Below are 21790 nucleotides of genomic sequence, written 5' to 3'. Positions count from 1 at the left end.
GAATCACAATAGCTACTCCGTACTTAACATTAAATTGCCATCACTCCCAGAACTGAACTACATTACCTCCCATCTTCACCACTTTGGGGGCTGTATGCGTACTTTTCTGACAGGCCTTGCCATGGCCATCACAAATAATGGCCTGGAGTCATGGACGTTTATTCTATTAATTTTCCTCCTGATCACCGCTGCCAGACTCAAAAGCGTACGCATTGATTTCAAAGAGTAATCCGTAAAGGAAACGCCACGAATGAACCTGCTTGATCCAGACAACCACTGGCTCCTCCTGCGCCGCCTTGACGGCAGCGCGCTGCCGGCCAGTGTCCATGCGCTGTCGCAGCCGGATGTGGTCGATGTGCTGGCCCCGCGGGCCGATTTTCGTGGCGCGCTCTACCAGTTGCTGATCGGTCTGCTGCAGACTGCTCATGCGCCCGCCGACATGGACGACTGGCACCGGCTGTGGCGACAGCCGCCTGATGCGGCAACCCTGCAGGCATGGCTGGCACCATTGCAGCCTGCTTTCGAGCTGGACGGGAATGGCGCCGCCTTCATGCAGGATCTGGACCCGCTGACCGAGGCAAAGGACAACAGCACGGCCGACTTGCTGATCGACCGTGGCTCGGACTCCAATCTGTTCTTCAACAAGCTGGGCTCCTGGCAGGGGCTGTGCCCGGCCTGCGTGGCCCAGGCGCTGTTTACCCTGCAGATCAATGCGCCGAGCGGTGGCGTTGGTCACCGTACCTCGCTGCGCGGCGGTGGTCCGCTCAGCACGCTGGTCTTGCCGGCAAACGCCGAGGCCACGCTGTGGCAGAAGCTGTGGCTGAATGTGCTGCCTCTGGAAACGGGCGACGAGGCCTGGCGGCAGCCGGCACCGCTTGCAGCCAGCCTGCCCTGGCTGACGGCGACCCGCATCAGTGACAAGAACGGTGTGGAAACCCGCCCCGATGATGTCCATCCGCTGCAAGCCTACTGGAGCATGCCGCGCCGGCTGCGGCTGGATGAGACACAGACACAGGCCGGGCAATGCGGGATCTGCGGCCAGCCGCATGAGCAGCTCTACACCCGCTACCGCACCCGCAACTATGGCACCAACTACACCGGCAACTGGCTGCACCCCCTCACGCCGTACGCCATCGACCCCAAACACGTCAAACCGGCCCTGCCCGCCAAGGGCGGGCGGGCCGCAGGCAGCTACCAGCACTGGCTGAGTCTGACTTTTGGCGAGGACGACAGCATGAAGGTAGCGGCCGTCGTCTCCGACTTCAATCGCCGTGATGGCAAGGCGGACTGCCTGTGCGAACGCGGCGAAGCCCGGCTGTGGTGCTTCGGCTTCGAGATGGACAACATGAAGGCGAGGGCCTGGCACGACAGCACGCTGCCGCTGTACCAGCCCGTCAGCCACGATGAGCGCCGTTTTGCCCAGGCGGTTCGCCAGGTGCTTGGCGTTGCCGAACAGAGCGCATCCCTGCTCGGCGAGCAGGTCAAGCTGGCCTGCGGCAGCAGCAAGAAGGAACCGGCAGTCGAACAGAGTTTCTGGCAGCACACGGAAACGTCCTTCTACGCCGCCGTGCAGCAACTGGCATCACTGCCGCAGCTGGAAGACGAGCACTGTGTCCCCGCTTTTACCCAGTGGCTGAAAGCCGTGCGCAGCCAGACCCTGAATCTGTTCGACCGCTGGATATTGAATGCCCCGGTCGAGGAAATGAACATGAAGCGGGTCATCAAGGCCCGGGACGAACTGCGGCGCGGCCTGTGGCGTGCCAAACCGCACAAGCAGATGGAACAGATGATCAAGCAATTTTCCGGAGAAGCCCATGAAGCAGTTTCTCAGTGAGCCGCAGCAAGCGCTCGTCGTCCTGTGGTGGAACGGTCTGCAGAACGAGAACGGAAGGCCGGCGGGTCCGTTCGCCATGCTGACCCACGGCGACCGGGCACAGCTGCGCCGCTGCGCCCTGCCCGACGACGTGCTGCTGCTGTCGTCACTGCACCGGCTGGCGCAGGCCTTGCAAAAGGCCGATGGCCCGGCCGTGCCGCTGTCTGCGCTGGCGCTGGCCGCCGGGGTGCTGTCGCATGTCACCGACCACATTCCCGGCAAGGATTTTGCCCGTGCGCTGGGCAGCAAGAACGGCACCGACCGGCCATGCATGAGCGAGTTGCGCTTTCAGCAACTGCAGACCTGCCGTGACGAGGTCGCCTTTTTCCGTCAGGCGCGCCGTGCCGTCGACCTGCTCGGCGGCACGACTGACGTCGGCCGGCTGGCCAACGATCTGCTGAACTGGGTGCATGAATACCGCCAGCCTGATCCGGCCCTGCCGCCCGCGCAACGCCTGAAGCTGCGCTGGGCCACCCTCTATTACCAGGCCGCCCTGCCCGAATCCGCCGACGAACAAGCCCGGCAACCCTCTTGACCCTGGAGCCTCGACCATGACCCGTTTCATCCAGCTGCACACCCTGATTTCCTACCCGCCGTCCAACCTGAACCGCGATGATCTCGGCCGACCGAAAACGGCGCTGATGGGCGGCGCCGAACGTCTGCGCGTGTCGTCGCAGAGTCTGAAGCGCGCATGGCGCACGTCCGACGTGTTCGCTGCCCGCCTTGGCAGCCAGGTCGGCAGCAGCGACGGCAGCCTCGGTACGCGGACCAAGCGCCTGGGCGCAGACGCTTACGAGCGTTTCCGGGCCGCCGGTTTCAATGAAAAACTGGCCGGCGACAGCGCCGGCAAGATTGCCCAGGTCTACGGGGCGCTGAAAAAGGACAAGTCGTTCGAGATCGAACAGCTGGTCCATGTGTCAGCGGAAGAAAAGGCCACGCTCGATGCGCTGATCGCCACGCTGATCGCCGGGAAGCGCGAACCGGAGCAGGCTGAACTGGACGCCCTGCTGCACACCCAGCACGCAGTGGATATCGCCATGTTCGGCCGCATGCTGGCCAGCAAGACCGAATACAACGGGGAAGCGGCAGTCCAGGTGGCGCATGCCCTGGGCATTCACGCCTCGGTGCTGGAAGACGACTACTTCACCGCCGTCGACGACCTGAATGTGCAGGACGCCGGTGCCGCCCACATCGGTGAAAGCCCGTTCGCCGCTGCCGTGCTCTACCAGTACCTGTGCATTGACCGGGAACTGCTCAAGCGCAATCTGGGCGGCGACGAGGCCCTGCTGAACGCCGCGCTGCAGGCATTGATCGAAGCGGCGCTGACCGTCGCCCCGACCGGCAAGCAGAACAGCTATGCAAGCCGCGCTTATGCCCACTATGCGCTAGTGGAAAAAGGCAGCCGCCAGCCACGCAGTCTGTCGCTGGCCTTCCTCAAGCCGGTAGCAGGTAACGATTACGCCAGCGAGGGTATCCAGGCGCTGACCACGCTGCGTGACAATATGGACAAGGTTTACGGTGCCTGCGCCGATGCCCGTGACGAGTTCAATGTCCTGACCGGTTCGGGCAGCCTGGCCGGATTGCTGGCATTCGCGGCGGAGTAAGCCATGCACTCATATCTGGTACTGCGTCTCTATGGACCAATGGCCAGTTGGGGCGAGGTCGCGGTTGGCGAACAGCGCCCGGGCGCGCCCCATCCGTCACGCTCGGCGCTGCTGGGTCTGCTCGGGGCGGCGCTGGGCATCCGCCGCGACGATGAGGCCGGGCAGCAGGCGCTCGGCGCCGGCTATCGCTTCGGCATCAAATTGCTGTCGGCCGGACTGCCACTGCGCGATTACCACACCGTGCAATGGCCGGACCTGCCGAAGAAATTCAGCTACGCCACCCGCCGTCAGGAAATGCGCGCCCCGGACAGGTTGAACACCATCCTGACCAGCCGCGACTACCGCTGCGACAGCCTGTACACCGTGGCCATCGAGGCGACGGCGGATGCGGCATACGATCTGGCCACGCTGGGTGCGGCCATCGAGCGCCCGGTCTTTGTACCCTATCTGGGGCGCAAATCCTGCCCGCTGGCCCTGCCGCTGAACCCCCGGCTCGAATCGTTTCCCAGCCTGAAAGCCGCACTGGACAGCCGCGATGACGAGACGCTGATCCCGGAGGACCGCCATCACCAGTCTGCCTGCCTGCGCCCCGACCGCCTGGCCCGCTATTACTGGGATGCGAGGATGGACAGTGCCGGCATGCCGGTCACGCTCAGGCAGACCCGGCATGACGAGCCGCTGTCGCGCCGGCGCTGGCAGTTCGACACCCGGCAGGAAAACGTATACCTGGCCGAAGGAAGACAATGAGCTACTTCTCCCGCATCAGCATCAAGAGCGGCGCGCTGGCCGCGCAGGAAGGCGGCCTCGACGCTGGCGACGCCTATCGTGACCACACGCTGATCTGGCGCCTGTTCCCTGATTCGCCCGACAAGGCGCCGCGTGACTTCCTGTTTCGCGCCGCCAGTGCGGCAAGCGGGACGCTGCTGTACTACCTGGTCTCGCAACGTCAGCCACAGTCCTGGCATCCGCTGGTCACGGTGAACAGCAAACCCTTCCAGCCCCGGCTGGAGACAGGCGAATGGGTCGACTTCAGCCTGCGCGCCAATCCGACAGTGGCCATCGCCAGCGCCCCCGACCAGCGCGGCAAGCGTCACGACGTCCTCATGCATGCCAAGACCCTCGCCAGACAGGCCGGGCTGCAGGGTGAGTCACTGCAGCAGGCAATCCGGCAGGCTGCGCTGGCCTGGCTGGACAAGCGCGCTGCCAGCTGGGGCCTGCAGATCGACCCGGACCAGATCCAGGCCGATGGCTATTGCCAGCACGTTCTGCGCAGCAAGGGCCGGGAACTGCGCTTCTCCAGCGTCGACTATCAGGGCATGGCGCGCGTGCAGGACCCGGAGCGTCTGACCCAGGCAATGCTGGGCCAGCCGCTCCCGGGAAAGAACGCCAGCCTCGGCCACGCCCAGGCATTTGGCTGCGGGCTGCTGCTGGTCAAGCGGCTGGCGTGATCGCAGGCAGGCCCGGCGGGGGTCCGTTCGGCCGTTCTTCGCCTGGGTGAAGACCCCCCATTGACGCTGATGCAGGCAAGGCCCGCAAGCGGTTTATCCCCGCGTACGCGGGGAACACAGCTGATTGAATTGCGCGCGGGAAAGGGTTTTCGGTTCATCCCCGCGTACGCGGGGAACACTCAGCGAAGGAAATTTTCCCGGTTTTCACGAACGGTTCATCCCCGCGTACGCGGGGAACACAAAACCGAACGGCTCGACATGCTCGATGTCGTCGGTTCATCCCCGCTTACGCGGGGAACACGCCACGATGCCGTCAATGCGGTCGCGCGATTTCGGTTCATCCCCGCGTACGCGGGGAACACTCCAGGCACTTGCTGCGCAGGTGGGTGTCGTCCGGTTCATCCCCGCGTACGCGGGGAACACAGGGCGCTGCTGCCGCGTTCCGGTTCTCCCAACGGTTCATCCCCGCGTACGCGGGGAACACCAGATTGCGACCAGCGTCGCACGATAGGCGCGCGGTTCATCCCCGCGTACGCGGGGAACACACCCAGAGGGCGAGTCCGCCGCCGTCGGTGAGCGGTTCATCCCCGCGTACGCGGGGAACACCGCGTGGCGAGCGGCGTAACGCACTCACCAGCCGGTTCATCCCCGCGTACGCGGGGAACACGTTTTCTTTCCACGTCCCATTCCGCAAGATCACGGTTCATCCCCGCGTACGCGGGGAACACCGGGCCGTTGTACGAGTGTTCGATCTCGAGGTCGGTTCATCCCCGCGTACGCGGGGAACACCCCGGCGGCAAGCGGGAAAGCTATCTCGATTGCGGTTCATCCCCGCGTACGCGGGGAACACTGCAGGATGGTGCCGATGTAGACCACGTCGAACGGTTCATCCCCGCGTACGCGGGGAACACTCGATTGCCTGCCGAAAATGTCATTCGTTGAAGAGGTTCATCCCCGCGTACGCGGGGAACACGTCTGACTCGACACGATGTCGAATTCCCGCACCGGTTCATCCCCGCGTACGCGGGGAACACGTCGCTCTGGGTGGTCAGGAAAATGACCCAGCCGGTTCATCCCCGCGTACGCGGGGAACACGTGAACTGATCGTCATGCAGGATGGGGTTTATCGGTTCATCCCCGCGTACGCGGGGAACACGCGAGAAGATCAGTCGGACAATGCTTGTACACCGGTTCATCCCCGCGTACGCGGGGAACACTCAAAAATAACCACCTGATTAAAAACGATTATTTGCCACAGCAAAAATCTACCGATTTTCAGCACCCGGCAAGGGGGCTCATGCACACCGCAGCCAGTACGATAGCAGCCTCGCACACCGGCGGCCATCCGGCCTGTTTCTCCCGGCAACCCACAAATGAAAACGCCGTGAACATGCGTTCACGGCGTTTGAATTCTGGCTCCCCGACCTGGGCTCGAACCAGGGACCTACGGATTAACAGTCCGGCGCTCTACCAACTGAGCTATCGGGGAATCGAGAAAAGAGATTCTACGGAAGCCTGCTGATTCCGTCAACCCCCTGCATGCAGAAGGTTGACGGACTTCCGCTTAGTGGCGCGTCTCGACCTGCGACAGGCCGTTCTGGCCAGCGTCGCCGGCAGCGGCGGGCTGGGCCACGTCGGCGCGGCGGCGGGCTTCGGCGGCCGGGGTCTCGGCCGTGTCGGCCGGGGTGTCATGACCTGCGGTCTCGATCTGGACCAGCGATACCGGCTCGGCCACGACGGGCTGCTGCTGGCGCTGCTGGTTGCGACGGCGGACCGGGGCGGTCGGGGCCACTTCGGTTTCGGCAACCGGGGTGGTAACGGCCCTGGTGCTGACCATGACCAGCCCGTCGGCGACCGGGGCGGCGACTTCAGCAGCTCTGGCTACCGGCGCTTCGGCCTTGATTTCGACCGGTTTGGGCGCTTCGACGCGTTCCACCACCGGTGCTACCTCGACCCTGGCTTCAACCTTCTCGACCACCGGAGCGGCTTCGATCACCGGGGCCACGGCTTCGGCTTCGACCTTCGGCGTTTCGATCACTGCCGGCGCGGCCGGCTTTGCAGCCACCGGTTCGGCTTCGGCCAGAATCTGGGCCGGTTTGACCGGCACTTCTTCCGGCGTCGTGTTCAGCATGTCGATGCCGGACTGCGAACCGCCCTCTTCGATCCAGGTGGCGCGGGCATCAGCCTGCACTTCGCGGGCTTCTGCCGGTGCCGGTTCAGCGATGTCGGCGCGGACTTCCTGCGCCGGCTGCTCGGCCACGACCGGGCGTTCCTGACGCTCCTGACGCGGCTGGCGTTCCTGACGCGGCTGGCGCTCCGGCCGTTCCTGACGCTCCTGGCGTTCTGCGCGCGGTTCGGCAGCCGGTTTCGGCTCGGCGGCAAGCGGCATGTCACCGTTGCTGGCGACGCCGTTGTCTTCCGCTTCCGGGCGACGTTCTCCGCCACGACGGCCGCGACGACGACGGTTGCTGCGTTCGGCGCGTTCGGTTTCGGCTTCCGGTGCTTCTTCTTCGGCCGGCGGCAGGTCACCGATGGTGACCGGCTTGTTGATCAGCTCGTCGGCAGCCGGGGCATCGCGCTGTTCTTCACGGCGCGGGTTGCGGCGGCGTTCACGCGGTTCGCGCGGCTGACGGCCTTCGGCGGCTTCGGCGCGGACTTCCGGTGCCGGCACGTCCTGACGTTCCTGGCGTTCCTGACGCTCGACCGGGCGGCGTTCCGGACGCTCGCCACGTTCGGCGCGGACGTCATTGCGTTCGCGGCTTTCCGGGTTGCGATCGCCGCGTTCGCGACGTTCGTGGGTGTTGCGTTCCGGGTTGCGTTCGCCACGTTCCTGACGGTTGTCACCGCGTTCCTGGCGATTGTCGTTGCGTTCGCCACGGTTTTCCGGCGTGCGGTCGTTGCGATCGCGGCCTTCCTGGTTGCGATCCTGACGTTCGCGGCGCGGCGTGCCTTCGCCCTGTTGCGGCGAGCGGCGGCGCTGTTCTTCGGTCTTGGCGTGACGTTGCTTGCGGTCGCGCTTCTGGCTGGCATCGCTGCCGCCGGCCTGTTGCGCAGCCGGCGTCGGACGCGGGCGGGCAGCCGGGGTGGCCGGTTTCTTGTCGGTATCGCCCTGGAACCAGGCGATGATGCGCTGGAACAGGCCCTGCGGTGCGGCAGCGGCGGTGGCCGGACGGGCAGCGCTCTGGCGGGCAGCCGGTGCGGCCGGTTCTTCGCGGACCGGGGCCGGTTGCTGCGGGGTGATGCCCTGCACGGCGGCCTGCGGACGCTCCGGCTTCACGCGGTCGGCCAGGTAGGCTTCCATCGCGTCTTCTTCCGGTGCTTCGGCCAGGCGATAGCTCGGGCCGTCGTCTTCGACGATTTCCGTCATGTCGTCCTGGCGCAGACGGGTGATCTTGTAGTGCGGGGTTTCGAAGTGGATGTTCGGGATCAGCACCACTTCGACCTTCAGCCGGGCTTCGATGCCGAACAGTTCGGCACGCTTCTCGTTCAGCAGGAAGGTCGCGACGTCGACCGGTACCTGGACGTGGACCGCGCCGGTGTTTTCCTTCATCGCTTCTTCGGTCAGGATGCGCAGGATGTGCAGTGCCGACGATTCGATGCCGCGGATGAAGCCGGTGCCATGGCAACGCGGGCACGGCATGTGGCTGGTTTCACCCAGGCTCGGCTGCAGGCGCTGACGCGACAGTTCGAGCAGGCCGAAGCGCGACAGCTTGCCCATCTGGACCCGGGCGCGATCGGCACGCAGTGCGTCCTTGAGCCGGTTTTCGACTTCGCGCTGGTTCTTCGGGTTTTCCATGTCGATGAAGTCGATGACGATCAGGCCACCGAGGTCACGCAGGCGCAGCTGGCGGGCGATTTCATCGGCCGCTTCGACGTTGGTGTTCAGCGCGGTGGTCTCGATGTCCGCGCCCTTGGTGGCGCGGGCCGAGTTCACGTCGATCGACACCAGTGCTTCGGTATGGTCGATGACGATGGCGCCGCCGGACGGCAGCGCAACCTGGCGCGAGAACGCCGTTTCGATCTGGTGTTCGATCTGGAAGCGCGAGAACAGCGGAACGTCGTCCTTGTACAGCTTGACGCGGTTCACGTTGCCCGGCATCACGTGGCCCATGAACTGACGGGCCTGGTCCCAGATTTCTTCGGTGTCGACCAGCAGTTCGCCGATGTCCGGCTGGAAGTAGTCGCGAATCGCGCGGATGACGAGGCTGCCTTCCTGGAAGATCAGGAACGGCGCGGCCTGGGCACCGGCGGCGGATTCAACGGCGGTCCACAGCTGGAGCAGGTAGTTCAGGTCCCACTGCAGTTCGTCGAACGAACGGCCGATGCCGGCGGTGCGGGCGATCAGGCTGGTGCCCTGCGGGGTTTCGAGCTGGCTCATCAGTTCGCGCAGCTCGTTGCGTTCTTCGCCCTCGATGCGGCGCGATACGCCACCGCCACGCGGGTTGTTCGGCATCAGCACCAGGTAGCGACCGGCGAGGCTGATGTAGGTGGTCAGCGCTGCGCCCTTGTTGCCGCGTTCGTCCTTCTCGACCTGGACGATGAGTTCCTGGCCTTCGCGCAGCACGTCCTGGATCTTCGGACGACCGCCTTCGTAGGCGTTGAAATAGGTGCGGGAGACTTCCTTGAACGGCAGGAAGCCGTGACGGTCGGTGCCGTAGTCGACGAAGCAGGCTTCCAGCGAGGGCTCGATGCGGGTGATCACGCCCTTGTAGATATTGCCCTTGCGCTGTTCCTTGCCGACCGTCTCGATGTCGAGATCGATGAGCTTCTGCCCATCGACGATCGCGACGCGCAGCTCTTCGGCCTGCGTCGCATTGAACAACATGCGTTTCATGTTTGGTGTTCCCAGCACGCACGTCGCACGGGAATTGCAGCCAGTTTTTGACCATCCGCCGGCTTTGCGGGCGGATGCTATCCGAAAGATGCGCCTTCGATGGAAAGATCGGGAACGGAGTATCGCGTTAGCCGGCGTCTCATGTATTGCACGGCCCGGAACATCGCGTCAGGCGCGACGGCATCGACAGTGTCTGGCGGTGCCGTTTCGGGGTGTGGGCCGTGTCGGGTCAAACTTCGCTGCATGGTTTCCTGACTGGCTAGGGCATCAGGAAACAGGAACTTGCCTAAAGTGCGTCGTGCGCTCAAATGCATTAACATCGCTACTTTTCGGTGAGCGATACAAACCTTTTTGTCGCCAGCCGTCATTTCACCGCGTCAGGTCGACGCAAAAACTGCGTCGCCGGCTGTGCGCCCCAGACCCGCTGGCGGCGAAATTTTCGTTTCGCAACCGGTCGAAGGCGTTACGCTTCACCGCCACCACGCGCGTCGCGTCGCAACGATAAAGCGACCGAAGTATAAGCAATATGACCCCTCCGAGCAAAGATTCCGTCACCTTCCATTCCATCGATGAAGACGAGGCCGGCCAGCGGATAGACAACTGGCTGCTGAAGATCCTGAAAGGGGTGCCGAAAAGCCATGTGTACCGCATTCTCCGCGCAGGGGAAGTGCGGGTGAACAAGGGGCGCATCGACGCCAGTTACCGCCTTGCCGGCGGCGATCTGGTGCGCGTGCCGCCGATCCGCATCGCCGTGCGCGACAATGCCGCGCGGCCGGTGCCGGCGGCGGTGTTCCCGATCGTCTACGAGGACGATGCGATGCTGGTCATCGACAAGCCGTCCGGCGTTGCCGTCCACGGCGGGTCCGGTGTCAGCTTCGGCGTGATCGAGCAGTTGCGCGCCGCGCGGCCCGAGGCCCGCTTCCTCGAACTGGTTCACCGCCTCGACCGCGATACGTCCGGCCTGCTGATGCTGGCCAAGAAGCGTTCGGCGCTGGTCAAGCTGCATGCGATGATGCGCGACAATATTCCGGACAAGCGCTATCTGGCACTGGGTGTCGGCGAATGGGCGGCGGCGCGCAAGTCGGTACGCAAGCCGCTGTTCAAGTACACGCTGCCGGACGGCGAGCGCCGGGTGCGCGTCGACGAGCAGAACGGACTGGCCTCGCAGACCGATTTCCGCATTGTCGAGCGCCTGCCGGGCTTTACCCTGGTCGAGGCGCGGCTGCGCACCGGTCGTACCCACCAGATTCGCGTCCACATGCAGTCGGCCGACTGTCCGATCGCCGGCGACGACAAGTATGGCGACTACGATACCAACAAGATGCTGGCACGCCAGGGACTGAAACGCCTGTTCCTGCATGCCTGGCACCTCAGCCTGCCCCACCCGCTGACCGGCGAACCGCTGCTGTTCGAAGTCCCGCTGCCGCGCGAACTGGTCGCCTTTGCCGAAAGCCTGAAGTCATGATGGTTGCTCCTCCCTCCCTGCTGGTGTTCGACTGGGACGGTACGCTGATGGATTCGACCGCGCACATCACCCGCTCGATCCAGCGCGCCTGCGCCGATCTCGGTCTGCCGGTGCCGGAACGCGAACGCGCGTCGCACGTGATCGGTCTCGGCCTGCGTGACGCCATGCGCGTCGCCTGCCCGGGTCTGGCCGAGTCGGACTACGGCGGCATGGTTGAAGCCTACAAGCGCAACTATCTGGCCGGCGAAGAGACAGTCGAGCTGTTCCCCGGCGTGCGCGAGGCGCTGCAAGCCTACCGCCAGGCCGGCTATTTCCTCGCCGTGGCCACCGGCAAGGGCCGTCCCGGGCTCGACCGCGCGCTGGAAGCCAGCGGGCTGGGCGGCCTGTTCGATGCCACCCGCACCGTCAACGAGTGCGCGTCCAAGCCCGATCCGGAGATGCTCGACCAGTTGACCGACTACTTTGGCGTCGAGCGCGGCGCCAGCCTGATGGTCGGCGATACCACCCACGACCTGCTGATGGCGAAGAACGCCCGCGTGCCCGGCTGCGGGCTGGCGCAGGGCGCTCATCCGCGTCAGCAGCTCGAGGCCGTGGCACCGCTGGCGGTGTTCGACGACTTTGCCGGTTTCGATACATGGCTGACCTCGCTGCCACGCTGATCTGCCCGTCGTCGGCGCTGGTCGACGGCGGTGACGGCGTGCGCTTCGCCACGCCGCGCGGCGAGGCGTTCGTGGTCCGCTACCGCTCGCAGGTGCGCGCTTACCTGAATCTCTGCCGCCACCGGCCGATGCCGCTGGACATGAACGACAGCCGCTTCTTCAGCCTCGACGGCCATCACCTGGTCTGCAGCACCCATGGTGCCCATTTTCGCGCCGACAATGGCCTGTGCGTGCTCGGTCCCTGTCCCGGCCAGAAACTGGAACCAGTGGCGGTCATCGAACGCGACGGCAGTGTCTGGCTGGTGGCCGACTGAGCCTCCGGGTTTCTGTTAAGCTCGCCCTCGCCCTTCTGACCGGAAATCGATACGCATATGAGTGAAAACTGGGAACGCCAGGTGGTCGAAAAAACCCTGCTGGCTGCCGTTGTCGAACAGCGCCGTACGCGGCGCTGGAACATTTTCTTCCGCCTGACCTGGCTGGTCGTCATTGCGCTGGTGCTGTGGCCGCTGTTCGCCAGCATGTCCGGCGATTCGACCGAAGCCCTGCCCGGCGCCGGCACGCGTACTGCCGTGCTGCAGCTCAGCGGCACGATTGACGGCAACAATGACACCGCCAACCGGATGATCGACGGGCTGAAAGCCGCCTACAAGGATTCCGGCACCCGCGGCATCATCATCCGCGCCAACAGCCCCGGCGGCAGCCCGGTGCTGTCCGGCATGGTCTACGACGAGATCATGCGCCAGAAGAAACTGCACCCGAAGATCCCGCTGTACGTGGTGGTCGAGGATGTCTGCGCCAGCGGCTGCTATTACATCGCCGCAGCGGCCGACAAGATCTTTGTCGACAAGGCCAGCATCGTCGGTTCGATCGGCGTGCTGTCGGACGGCTTCGGCTTTACCGGTCTGATGGACAAGCTCGGCGTCGAACGCCGGCTGGCCCACGCCGGCCGCGACAAGGGCATGGGCGATCCGTTCAGCCCGGAAACGCCGGAACAGCGCGCCATCCGTCAGGGTCTGCTCGATGCGATCCACACCCAGTTCATCACCGCGGTCAAGCGCGGCCGTGGCGCGCGGCTGAAAGGGGACGAGTTGTTCACCGGCCGGGTCTGGATCGGCGAACAGGCGATTCCGCTCGGACTGGTCGATGGCTACGGCTCGGTCAATTCGGTCGCCCGCGACGTGATTCATGCCGAAGACACGGTCGACATGACGCCGAAGGACGGCCTCAGCGACCGCATCGCCAAGCGTTTTGGCGTCGGCGTGTCGGCCGGACTGCGCGATCTGATCGAGGCACGCTGGCTGTAGGACGCCGTTTCGGCCCGGCCCCAAAGCCCCTGACCGGATGGTCAGGGGCTTTTGACTGCTCAGGAGTGGGCTGCAACGGTCGCCGTGGTGCCGGTACACGCCCGGCTGACAGCAAGAATCGTGAATGCGGCAGTCTGCCTGACCGGGCCCTGCCCCTTCCGTTCCCGCCACGACGGGGAGATCCTGCTTCGTTGGTCCATTCCGGATGGACGGAACAGCAGAAAGCCTCTGACCGGAGGGTCAGGGGCCTGGTTTCTGGCGCGGAAAGCAGACGACACGCTACGGCGTGACGACGGCTTCCTTGCCGGCTTCCGGCGCTTCTGCGGCAGCGGCATGCGCAGCATGGGCGGTATGCACCATGTGTTCTTCCGGCTCGACCGGCGCAGCCGGCATTGCATGCTGCGGCTCGGACTCGGCACCGCCGTGATTGGCCGGGACCAGTTCGTTGATGTCGATCTCTTCGTTGTCGTCACCATTGCCCAGCGGCGGCGCAATGCCGAGCTGGCGGGCACGGATCGCCATCCACGCATCGCGGGTGAACGTGTACTCGTCGAGGGCGGCATCACGCGCCGGGTCCAGCGGCAGCAGGCGCGCGCGCTGGTCGACCAGATTCACCATCACCGCCGAGGCATCGGTATAGGTCGTGGTGAACAGTTCGCGCGTCGGCACCGTCAGGTAGTCGACACCGAGACCCAGCGTGTCGCGGATGGTCGACGGCGGGAAGAACGGGACCATGAAGTAGGCACTGTTCTGCCAGCCATAGTGCGCCAGCGTGTCGCCAAAGCCCTTCTGGTCCTTGTGCAGGCCCATCGGCGTGGCAATATCGAGCAGGCCGCCAAGGCCGAGCACGGTATTGACGCTGACGCGCATGAAATCGCTCATCGCCGGCACCGGACGCAGCATGACGATATTGTTCGCCAGGCTCAGCATGTCGGCCAGGTTGTCGAAGAAGTTGCGGATGCCGGTCCGCGCCGGTTGCGGCGTGACCTTCTGGTAGCCTTCGGCCACCGGACGATAGACGTGGCGGTCAAAGCCACTGTTGAAAGCGTAAACCTTGCGGTTATAGCCTTCATACGGATCGGACGGGTTGGAACCCGTTGCGCATCCGCCGAGAGCGATCAGGAGACCGAGCGCCGTCAGGGCCCTAGTCGGCTTGAGAGACAAAATGTTCCACTCCGTACAATTGGGCCAGTGTGGCCAGTCCGTTCGGCAGGGCCGTCAGGGTCAGTTGGCGACCGGCGGCGGTCGCCGCGCGCTGCAGGCCGAAGACCAGCGCCAGCGCCGAGGAGTCGGCAGACTCCACCGCCGACCAGTCCAGCACGCAATCATCGCGGGCGACGGCCGGGGTCAGCGTGCGCAGCAGGGCTGCGCTGTCGGCCAGCGTCACGCGGGTGGGCAGGGCCAGCCGTTCGCTCATGTCAGGCACCGCCCTTGGCGGCCAGCTGCGCATTCTTGTCGCGGATCGACTGGATCAGGCCGTCGATACCCTGCTTGCTGACCACTTCGTTGAAATTGCTGCGGTAGACAGTCACCAGGCTCGCGCCTTCGACCGTGACGTTGTAGACCTTCCAGCCGGCAGCAGTCCGGTACAGCGTGTAGTCGATCTGCACCGGCTTGTTGCTGGCGTCGCCGGTCTGCACGCTGCTGCGCACCGTGGCTTCACGGCCATTGCTGCTGACGATGGGGTTGTCGGCGACCGACACCTGGGCATTCTTGAAGCGGATCATCGTCGAGGCATAGGTCCGGACCAGGAGCGTCTGGAACGCGTCGGTCAGCTGTGCCTGCTGCTCAGGCGTCGCCTGGCGCCAGCCGCGGCCGACAGCCAGTGCCGTCATGCGGGTGAAGTCGAACTTCGGCGTCGCCAGCGCTTCGATCTCGCCGCGCAGACGGGCAGGATTGCGGCCGGTGTCCTTGCGGATGGTTTCCAGAACCTGCTGCGCAGTCTGTCTGACCACGGCATCGGGGTTGTCTGCGTAGGCTGCCACGGGCATGAAGCCACAGGCAAGGAAGGCAAATACAGCGGCAATGCGTTTCATTTTTGATATCTCACAATGTATCGGTCAGTCGTCGCCACCCGGTCAGCGGGCGGCGGATAGCGTGTTCATTTGAGCGAGGCGGCCGACTTGGTCGCACCGTCGTCACCCCCCTTTTCGGCAAAGCTCAGCATGAACTTGCCAATCAGATCTTCCAGCACCAGCGCGGACGAGGTCATGCTGATGGTGTCCCCGGCACGCAGCGGCTCGCTGTCGCCGCCGTCCAGCAGCGCGACATACTGCTCGCCGAGCAGGCCCGAGGTATTGATGGAGGCCGCCACGTCGCGGGCAAACGGGTAGCGGCTGTCCAGCGCCAGCATCACCCGGGCCCGCATGGTCTTGCTGTCGAGGCGAATGTCATCGACCCGACCGACGATGACGCCTGCGGCCTTGACCGGCGCACGGACCTTGAGGCCGCCGATATTGTCGAATTCGGCCGTCACCCGGTAACTGCTGGCACTGGAAGCGGTGGTCAGGTTCGCCACTTTCAGTGCGAGGAACAGGATGGCAGCAAAGCCGATGACGGCGAAGATGCCAACCCACAGATCAATTGTGGCTCTTTTCATAGTGAAAGCTATCCGTATCAGAACATGAAGGCGGTCAGCACGAAATCCAGTGCCAGAATGACCAGCGCGGAAGTCACCACCGTGCGCGTTGTCGCCGCCGAAACACCCGCCGCAGTCGGCTGGGCGTCATAACCTTCGAACACGGCGATCAGGGTGACCGCCACGCCAAATACCAGACTCTTGATCACGCCGTTGAGCACATCGTCGCGCAGGTCCACGGCCGCCTGCATCTGCGACCAGTACGAACCATGGTCGAGGCCGATCATCACCACACCGATGAAATAGCCGCCGAAGATGCCCATCAGGCTGAACAGCGCCGCCAGCAGCGGCATCGAAAACACGCCGGCCCAGAAGCGCGGGGCGACCACGCGGGCGATCGGATTGACCGCCATGACCGCCATCGCGTCCAGTTGCTCGGTCGCTTTCATCAGGCCGATTTCAGCCGTCATCGCCGAGCCGGAGCGGCTGGCGAACAGCAATGCCGCCAGCACCGGGCCCAGTTCGCGCAGCAGCGACAGCGCCACCAGGCTGCCGAGCGCATCGGCGGAGCCGAAGCGCATCAGCGTGGTATAGCCCTGCAGCCCCAGCACCATGCCGACGAAAGCGCCCGACACGATGATGATGACCAGCGACAGGACGCCGGCGAAATACACTTCGCGAATGGTCAGCTGGAAACGCAGCAGCGCCGTGCCCGAGTGCGTCAGCACGGCCAGCAGAAAACGCAGGGCAAAGCCGAGCCGCCATACGCCTTCGATGATGCGGTGGCCGATACCGGTCAGGCCGGCGCGCAGTCCGTCAAGCATGTCCGGCCCTCCCCAGTCCCAGATCCGTCGCGTAGTCGCGCGCCGGATATTGCAGTTTGACCGCACCGTCGGCCTCGCCGTGCACGAACTGGCGCACGAACGGATCGTTCGACACCCGCACCTCGTCCGGCGTTCCCTGGGCGACGATGCCGCCATCGGCGACGAAATAGATGTAGTCGACCACGTCCAGCGACACGTGGACGTCATGGGTGACCATGACCGCCGTGGCGCCGAGTGCCGCGTTCATCCGCTTGATCAGGAAGGCGATGGTGCCGAGCGCAATCGGGTCCAGCCCGGTGAACGGCTCGTCGTACAGCATCAGTTCCGGGTCGAGTGCAATCGCGCGGGCCAGCGCAACCCGCCGCGCCATGCCGCCCGACAGCTCGGCCGGCATCAGCCCGGCCGTACCGCGCAGGCCGACCGCTTCGAGCTTCATCAGCACCAGGTCGCGAATCATGCTTTCCGGCAGATCGGTCTGCTCGCGCAGCGGAAATGCCACATTGTCGAGCACCGACAGGTCGGTAAACAGCGCACCGAACTGGAACAGCATGCCCATGCGCCGGCGCAGCCGGTACAGGCCGGCGGAATCGATGTTGTCCACCCGCGCGTCACCGACCGTCACCCGGCCACGGTCAGGCCTGACCTGGCCGGACAGCAGTTTCAGCAGCGTGGTCTTGCCGCTGCCCGAGCCGCCCATGATGGCGACCAGCTTGCCTTTCGGCACGCACAGTGACACATCGCGCAGGATCTGCCTGTCGCCATAGCTGAAATCGACGTGCTCAAGCTCTATGAAGTTGCCTTGACTCAAACCAGCCCCTATCCCCGCGCTTGCAACGATATCCGGAAAGCATTAAAAATGATTTTGTCGGCAAAAACCGAAAAACAGCTACTGAATACAGCAAATTATCAATTTATTAGCATATTTGTCTCTTATCGCCCCGGCATACCCGGCGGCGACACCCGCGCCAACACATTGACGTGGCCGAGCATTGTAAGGCGGCACGCCGTCTTCGCCAAATGGGAAGCATCAGAAATATCCGCATACGACGTATGCGCGTTGCGCCCATGCCACGCCCCGGGGATTCCGAATGCCAAGTACCCGCGTGTCCCGCCCTGCCCACTTGTTGCTTTTTCTGTCCCTGCTGCAGGGCGGATGCGCAGCCTTTCCCGACCTCCCGCCCACGCCGCCCCCGGTGCCGGGCAGACCGCCTCCCGCACCGATCCCGCCGCCGGTGCTGGCCCCGCCCGTGGCCGATGCCGATGGCGGCCGACGCTACAGCATCAGCCTCGACCGGCCGGCGCCCTTGCGCGAATTGCTGACCCGGCTGGCCGGCGATGCCGGCATCGACATCGATATTCATCCGCAGCTGCAGGGCCAGGTCAGCCTGCATGCGATCCGCCAGCCACTGCCGCGCATCCTTGACCGCCTGGCGGAGCAGGCCGACATGCGCTGGCGGCGCGACCGCGATACGCTGGTCGTCGAGCCGGATACGCCTTACCTGCATCACTACACGCTCGACTACGTCAATATTTCCCGTCATTTCCAGTCCACGCTGAATGTCGACGCCAATATTTCCGGTGGGGCGGCCCCCGTCGCCGCCAGCAGCAACCCGCAGGACAACGGGTCGTCGACCCGGATCGGCAGCCATGCCGGCAATGATTTCTGGCACAGCCTGACCCGCCACCTCGCCGTGCTGCTGCAGGCAGACCCCGATGCCGCGGCCGGCGACAGCCGCCTGCCTGCTCCGCCCGGCATGTCGCGCACACCGGGCGCCCCCCCGGCCGGACGGCCGGCCGATCCCTGGTCGCGCCCCCCCGACGATGGCGAGGGCGGCAAGCTGGCCGTTCATCCCGAGACCGGCCTGATTTCCGTCCGCGCCACCGCCCGCCAGCACCGTCAGGTGCGCACGCTGCTGGAACGGGTCCACCGCCGGGCGATGCGTCAGGTGCTGATCGAGGCAACCATCGTCGAAGTGGAACTGTCGAATCATTACCAGTCCGGCATTGCCTGGGACCGCCTGTTCGACCATTTCCGCCTGATCGGCAACTTTCCGTCCGGCGCCGGCTCGCCGGGCGCCAGCCTGATCTGGAAAGGGGCCGACCTCAGCGCCGCACTGCGTCTGCTGGAAACCTTTGGTCGCACCCGGGTGCTGTCCAGCCCGAAGCTGATGGCGCTGAACAATCAGGTCGCCATTCTCAAGGTGGTGCGCGACGTGCCCTACTTTTCCATCCGCGTCACCCGCGACTATGTCGGCAGCCGGAGCCGGGATGGCGCCACCCCGAGTTACACCTACGAAAGCAAGGTCCATACCGTGCCGGAAGGCATCGTGCTCAGCGTGGTGCCGCAGATCGGGGCCAGTGGCCGCATTTCGCTCAGTGTGCGTCCGACCATTACCCATATCACCGGCTATGTGCCTGATCCGGCACTGCAGATGATGGAGGCCAGGGTCGAGAGCCGGGTGCCGGAGGTCCAGGTGCGTGAGCTGGAGTCGACGCTCGGGCTGCAGAGCGGCGAGGTCGGCATTCTTGGCGGCCTGATCCAGGACCGGCTGATGCATGACAATCGTGGCCTGCCGTGGCTGGCCCGGATTCCGTATCTCGGCGTGCTGTTCGGCAGCCGTGACGAACGCACGGTCAAGACCGAACTGGTGGTGTTCATCAAGCCGACACTGGCCGGTGACCCGGCCGCTCTGCTGGAGGCCTCCCGATGACCGCCGGGCCCCGGGACGGACGCGTACTGCAAACCGGTGACACCGCCAGCCCGGAACCGGTGCCGGTCGATGCCGATCCGGATCAGGATGCCGGTGCGCCCCTGCCGCTGTGGCAGGCATATGGCCGGCAGCAGGCCCGACAGCGGCGGCGGCGCATTGCCGCGCTGGGCGTACTGCTGCTGTCGCAGCTCGGGCTGGCCGGCTATATCGTCCGGGCGATGCAGCCGGCGCCCCCCGTCCCCGCCCTGCCCCGGGCGGCGGCGGCCCCCGCAGCGGACACCCTGCCCATGACCGCCATCGATGCCCCCCTCGTGGCCGAGGCCGACCCGCCGCCCCCGCCGCAGGACACGCCTGATGCTGCCGGGACCGGCCCCACCGACGGGATGGACGATACGGATGCGGAAGAGACGGATGCGGACGTTCCCGATGCCGCCCCTCCCGCGCCGCCCGCCAGGCTGCGGCTGCGCATCCAGCCGGACGGCGGCCGCCTGATCTCGCATGCGGACACGCCGGCCCACCCGCCACGCCCGGCAGCGCCGATCGACCCGCGGCTGGCGCCGGCCCGCCAGGCCAGCGCCGATGGCGACTGGGCCCGCGCGCGCAGTGGCTGGGCCGCCCTGCTGGCAGCCGATCCGGCGCAGGCCGACCATGCGTACAACCTCGCCGTCGCACTGGACCAGCGCGGCGAGCGACAGGAAGCCATCCGTCACTACCGGATGGCCCTGGCCCTGGCCGACTCCCGGCCCGCCCGGTTTCCGCTGGCACCGACCCTGCGCCGGCTGGCAACGCTGGAGGAGGAACGATGAGTGCCCCGGAAGCAGAATTCACCCAATGGCTGCTGGCCCGGGGGCTGCTGACGCCAGCACAGCTGCGCGTGGTGCAGGCCGAACAACAGGCTACCGGTGTTGCTCTCGATACGCTGTTGCTCCGGCTCGGCTTCGTCAGTGCCGCCGCCCTGCAGCAACGACCGGTGTCGACCGCCGTGCCGGTGCTCGGCGCCCTGCGCCGGCAGGTGGCCGACCCGCGCCTGCTGGCGCTGCTGCCGCGCGAGCTGGCCATCCGCCATGCGGCGTTCCCGCTGGCCTTCGACGCCGACAGTGGCACGCTGGACCTGGCCATGTCGCGTCCGCACGACAATGTGGCGCTGGCGCATATCCGCCAGCAGGGTGGCGCACGTTGCCGCCAGTTGCGTACCCACCAGGCGGCGGCGGCCGACATTGCCCAGGCCATCGGCCGCGCCTACGGTCATGCGGCGGCAGTGGACGACGCCCTGCGCGCGCTGGACGGGGCCAGCGCCGAGGTCATCGGGCGAGCGCCGGTCGACGGCAATCCGGTGGTGCAGCTGGTGGACAGCCTGATTGCCGATGCCGCCGCCCGCGATGCCAGCGACATCCACCTGGAGCCGGAGCAGACCTTCGTTCGCATCCGCTATCGGCTCGATGGCGTCATGCAGCTGTTCCGGACGCTGGACAAGCGTCACTGGCCGGCCATGCTGACCCGGCTGAAAATCCTGTCCGGCATGAATATCGCCGAGACGCGCGCGCCCCAGGACGGTCGCTTCTCGCAGTCGCCGGATGGCCGCCGCCTCGATGTGCGCGCCGCCACCCAGCCAACGCTGCACGGCGAGAACCTGGTGCTGCGGCTGCTCGATCGCCAGCGCGAGTACCTGTCGCTGGACGGACTCGGCCTGCCGGACGCGCAACAGGCGCTGCTGCGGGCGCTGAGCGCGCGGCCGGCCGGCATCCTGCTGGTCACCGGGCCGACCGGGTCCGGCAAGACCACGACGCTGTACGCGGTGCTGTCACTGCTCGACAGCACCGCGCTGAACATCATGACGCTGGAAGATCCGGTCGAGTACCCGATGCCGGGCATCCGCCAGACTTCAATCACCGACAACGTCAAGCTCGACTTCGCCAGCGGCATCCGCAGCCTGATGCGCCAGGACCCGGATGCGATTCTGGTCGGCGAAATCCGCGATGCCGACACCGCGGCCATGGCGTTCCGCGCCGCGATGACCGGTCATCAGGTCTTTGCCACGCTGCATGCGCCGACCGCGCTCGGCGTGCTGCCACGGCTGCTGGACCTCGGTGTGTGCCGCGACACGCTGGTCGGCAATGTGAGCGGCATCCTCGGCCAGCGGCTGGTGCGCCGCCTGTGCCCGCATTGCCGGCAGGCGGACCGGCCCGACGCCGGCGAGCGCCGGCTGCTCGGCGTCAGCGACGGCGAGATCTGCCTGTATCGCCCGCGCGGCTGCGAGGCCTGCCTCGGCAGCGGCTACCGTGGCCGCTTCATGGTTGCCGAGCTGCTGCGCATCGATGCCGACATCGACGCCGCCATCGGCCGGCACGATGACCCGGCCTCGCTGCGCCGGCTGGCAAAGGCACGCGGTTTCAGCGAGCTCGCCGAGCAGGGCTGCGCGCGGGTGCTGGCCGGCGATACCTCGCTGGAAGAAATCATCCGGACCATCGATCTGTCGGAGAGGCGCTGATC

Annotated in this window: 19 protein-coding genes, 1 tRNA gene and 1 CRISPR repeat array; of the genes, 12 read left to right on the top strand and 8 right to left on the bottom strand. The window is 65.7% G+C overall.

Translation table 11 applies throughout. The features are described 5' to 3' along the window. The first annotated feature begins 250 nt into the window (after nucleotides 1–250). The 5 genes from casA to cas6e are packed head-to-tail and all read left to right on the top strand — an operon-like array spanning nucleotide 251 to nucleotide 4925. Nucleotides 251–1834, top strand: a complete 1584-nt coding sequence (gene casA / locus DFO50_RS08240; RefSeq protein ID WP_112692313.1) for a type I-E CRISPR-associated protein Cse1/CasA — start codon at nucleotides 251–253, stop codon at nucleotides 1832–1834. Further along, a complete protein-coding gene (gene casB / locus DFO50_RS08235; RefSeq protein WP_107889572.1) occupies nucleotides 1815–2408 on the top strand; it encodes a type I-E CRISPR-associated protein Cse2/CasB in 594 nt (197 codons plus the stop codon). Before casA ends, casB begins: the two co-directional genes overlap by 20 nt. Nucleotides 2409–2424: 16 nt before the next feature. Beyond that, nucleotides 2425–3477: a type I-E CRISPR-associated protein Cas7/Cse4/CasC gene (cas7e, locus tag DFO50_RS08230; protein WP_112692312.1), complete on the top strand. Its 1053-nt coding sequence runs from the start codon at nucleotides 2425–2427 to the stop codon at nucleotides 3475–3477. 3 nt (nucleotides 3478–3480) lie between these two features. After that, nucleotides 3481–4224, top strand: a complete 744-nt coding sequence (gene cas5e, locus DFO50_RS08225) for a type I-E CRISPR-associated protein Cas5/CasD (RefSeq protein WP_028500587.1) — start codon at nucleotides 3481–3483, stop codon at nucleotides 4222–4224. Beyond that, a complete protein-coding gene (cas6e, locus tag DFO50_RS08220) occupies nucleotides 4221–4925 on the top strand; it encodes a type I-E CRISPR-associated protein Cas6/Cse3/CasE (protein WP_028500586.1) in 705 nt (234 codons plus the stop codon). Before cas5e ends, cas6e begins: the two co-directional genes overlap by 4 nt. A gap of 89 nt (nucleotides 4926–5014) precedes the next feature. Next, a CRISPR array of direct repeats spans nucleotides 5015–6142; the repeat unit is 29 nt; unit sequence CGGTTCATCCCCGCGTACGCGGGGAACAC. A gap of 196 nt (nucleotides 6143–6338) precedes the next feature. On the opposite strand, the gene DFO50_RS08215 is transcribed toward cas6e, so the two are convergent. Both DFO50_RS08215 and DFO50_RS08210 read right to left on the bottom strand, forming a co-directional pair. Then, a tRNA-Asn gene (locus DFO50_RS08215) sits at nucleotides 6339–6414 on the bottom strand. A 75-nt stretch (nucleotides 6415–6489) separates the two neighbouring features. Next, nucleotides 6490–9759 carry an Rne/Rng family ribonuclease gene (locus tag DFO50_RS08210; RefSeq protein ID WP_112692311.1) on the bottom strand — a complete coding sequence of 1090 codons (3270 nt, stop codon included), beginning with the start codon at nucleotides 9757–9759 and terminating at the stop codon, nucleotides 6490–6492. 526 nt (nucleotides 9760–10285) lie between these two features. On the opposite strand from DFO50_RS08210, the gene DFO50_RS08205 reads away from it, so the two are divergent. Genes DFO50_RS08205 through DFO50_RS08190 form a run of 4 tightly spaced genes read left to right on the top strand, consistent with a single transcriptional unit; the run spans nucleotide 10286 to nucleotide 13187 of the window. Then, complete coding sequence (locus tag DFO50_RS08205; RefSeq protein ID WP_028500584.1) at nucleotides 10286–11224, top strand: RluA family pseudouridine synthase; 939 nt, start codon at nucleotides 10286–10288, stop codon at nucleotides 11222–11224. Beyond that, a complete protein-coding gene (locus tag DFO50_RS08200; protein WP_233495220.1) occupies nucleotides 11221–11883 on the top strand; it encodes an HAD-IA family hydrolase in 663 nt (220 codons plus the stop codon). The genes DFO50_RS08205 and DFO50_RS08200 overlap by 4 nt, the downstream gene beginning before the upstream one ends. Further along, nucleotides 11859–12197 (top strand): Rieske 2Fe-2S domain-containing protein, encoded by a 339-nt coding sequence (locus tag DFO50_RS08195; protein WP_107889567.1) that lies wholly within the window; start codon nucleotides 11859–11861, stop codon nucleotides 12195–12197. The genes DFO50_RS08200 and DFO50_RS08195 overlap by 25 nt, the downstream gene beginning before the upstream one ends. A 57-nt stretch (nucleotides 12198–12254) precedes the next feature. Then, nucleotides 12255–13187: a S49 family peptidase gene (locus DFO50_RS08190; RefSeq protein WP_107889566.1), complete on the top strand. Its 933-nt coding sequence runs from the start codon at nucleotides 12255–12257 to the stop codon at nucleotides 13185–13187. A gap of 279 nt (nucleotides 13188–13466) precedes the next feature. Here DFO50_RS08190 and DFO50_RS08185 read toward each other — a convergent pair whose 3' ends face one another. The 6 genes from DFO50_RS08185 to DFO50_RS08160 all read right to left on the bottom strand — a co-directional run bounded on the left by DFO50_RS08185 (nucleotide 13467) and on the right by DFO50_RS08160 (nucleotide 17397). Further along, complete coding sequence (locus tag DFO50_RS08185) at nucleotides 13467–14351, bottom strand: VacJ family lipoprotein (RefSeq protein WP_158537420.1); 885 nt, start codon at nucleotides 14349–14351, stop codon at nucleotides 13467–13469. After that, nucleotides 14332–14604, bottom strand: coding sequence for a lipid asymmetry maintenance protein MlaB (locus DFO50_RS08180; protein WP_036386984.1), 273 nt, complete (start codon nucleotides 14602–14604; stop codon nucleotides 14332–14334). Before DFO50_RS08180 ends, DFO50_RS08185 begins: the two co-directional genes overlap by 20 nt. A gap of 1 nt (nucleotide 14605) precedes the next feature. Continuing rightward, nucleotides 14606–15223 (bottom strand): phospholipid-binding protein MlaC, encoded by a 618-nt coding sequence (locus DFO50_RS08175; protein WP_028500579.1) that lies wholly within the window; start codon nucleotides 15221–15223, stop codon nucleotides 14606–14608. A gap of 65 nt (nucleotides 15224–15288) precedes the next feature. Next, nucleotides 15289–15786, bottom strand: coding sequence for an outer membrane lipid asymmetry maintenance protein MlaD (gene mlaD / locus DFO50_RS08170; RefSeq protein ID WP_028500578.1), 498 nt, complete (start codon nucleotides 15784–15786; stop codon nucleotides 15289–15291). A gap of 17 nt (nucleotides 15787–15803) precedes the next feature. Continuing rightward, a complete protein-coding gene (mlaE, locus tag DFO50_RS08165) occupies nucleotides 15804–16589 on the bottom strand; it encodes a lipid asymmetry maintenance ABC transporter permease subunit MlaE (RefSeq protein WP_028500577.1) in 786 nt (261 codons plus the stop codon). Continuing rightward, on the bottom strand, nucleotides 16582–17397 hold the full coding sequence (locus DFO50_RS08160) for an ABC transporter ATP-binding protein (RefSeq protein WP_028500576.1): 816 nt from the start codon (nucleotides 17395–17397) through the stop codon (nucleotides 16582–16584). The genes mlaE and DFO50_RS08160 overlap by 8 nt, the downstream gene beginning before the upstream one ends. A 424-nt stretch (nucleotides 17398–17821) precedes the next feature. On the opposite strand from DFO50_RS08160, the gene DFO50_RS08155 reads away from it, so the two are divergent. The 3 genes from DFO50_RS08155 to DFO50_RS08145 are packed head-to-tail and all read left to right on the top strand — an operon-like array spanning nucleotide 17822 to nucleotide 21788. After that, nucleotides 17822–19300: a type II secretion system protein GspD gene (locus tag DFO50_RS08155; RefSeq protein WP_146745030.1), complete on the top strand. Its 1479-nt coding sequence runs from the start codon at nucleotides 17822–17824 to the stop codon at nucleotides 19298–19300. Next, nucleotides 19297–20106, top strand: a complete 810-nt coding sequence (locus DFO50_RS08150; RefSeq protein WP_112692308.1) for a tetratricopeptide repeat protein — start codon at nucleotides 19297–19299, stop codon at nucleotides 20104–20106. The genes DFO50_RS08155 and DFO50_RS08150 overlap by 4 nt, the downstream gene beginning before the upstream one ends. Further along, complete coding sequence (locus tag DFO50_RS08145) at nucleotides 20103–21788, top strand: GspE/PulE family protein (RefSeq protein ID WP_112692307.1); 1686 nt, start codon at nucleotides 20103–20105, stop codon at nucleotides 21786–21788. Before DFO50_RS08150 ends, DFO50_RS08145 begins: the two co-directional genes overlap by 4 nt. Nucleotides 21789–21790: the final 2 nt, after the last annotated feature.

Source organism: Microvirgula sp. AG722, from assembly GCF_003269145.1.
Lineage (GTDB): Bacteria > Pseudomonadota > Gammaproteobacteria > Burkholderiales > Aquaspirillaceae > Microvirgula > Microvirgula aerodenitrificans.
The sequence above is the reverse complement of the archived record's forward strand: the minus strand, read 5'-3'. Positions and strand labels throughout refer to the sequence as shown.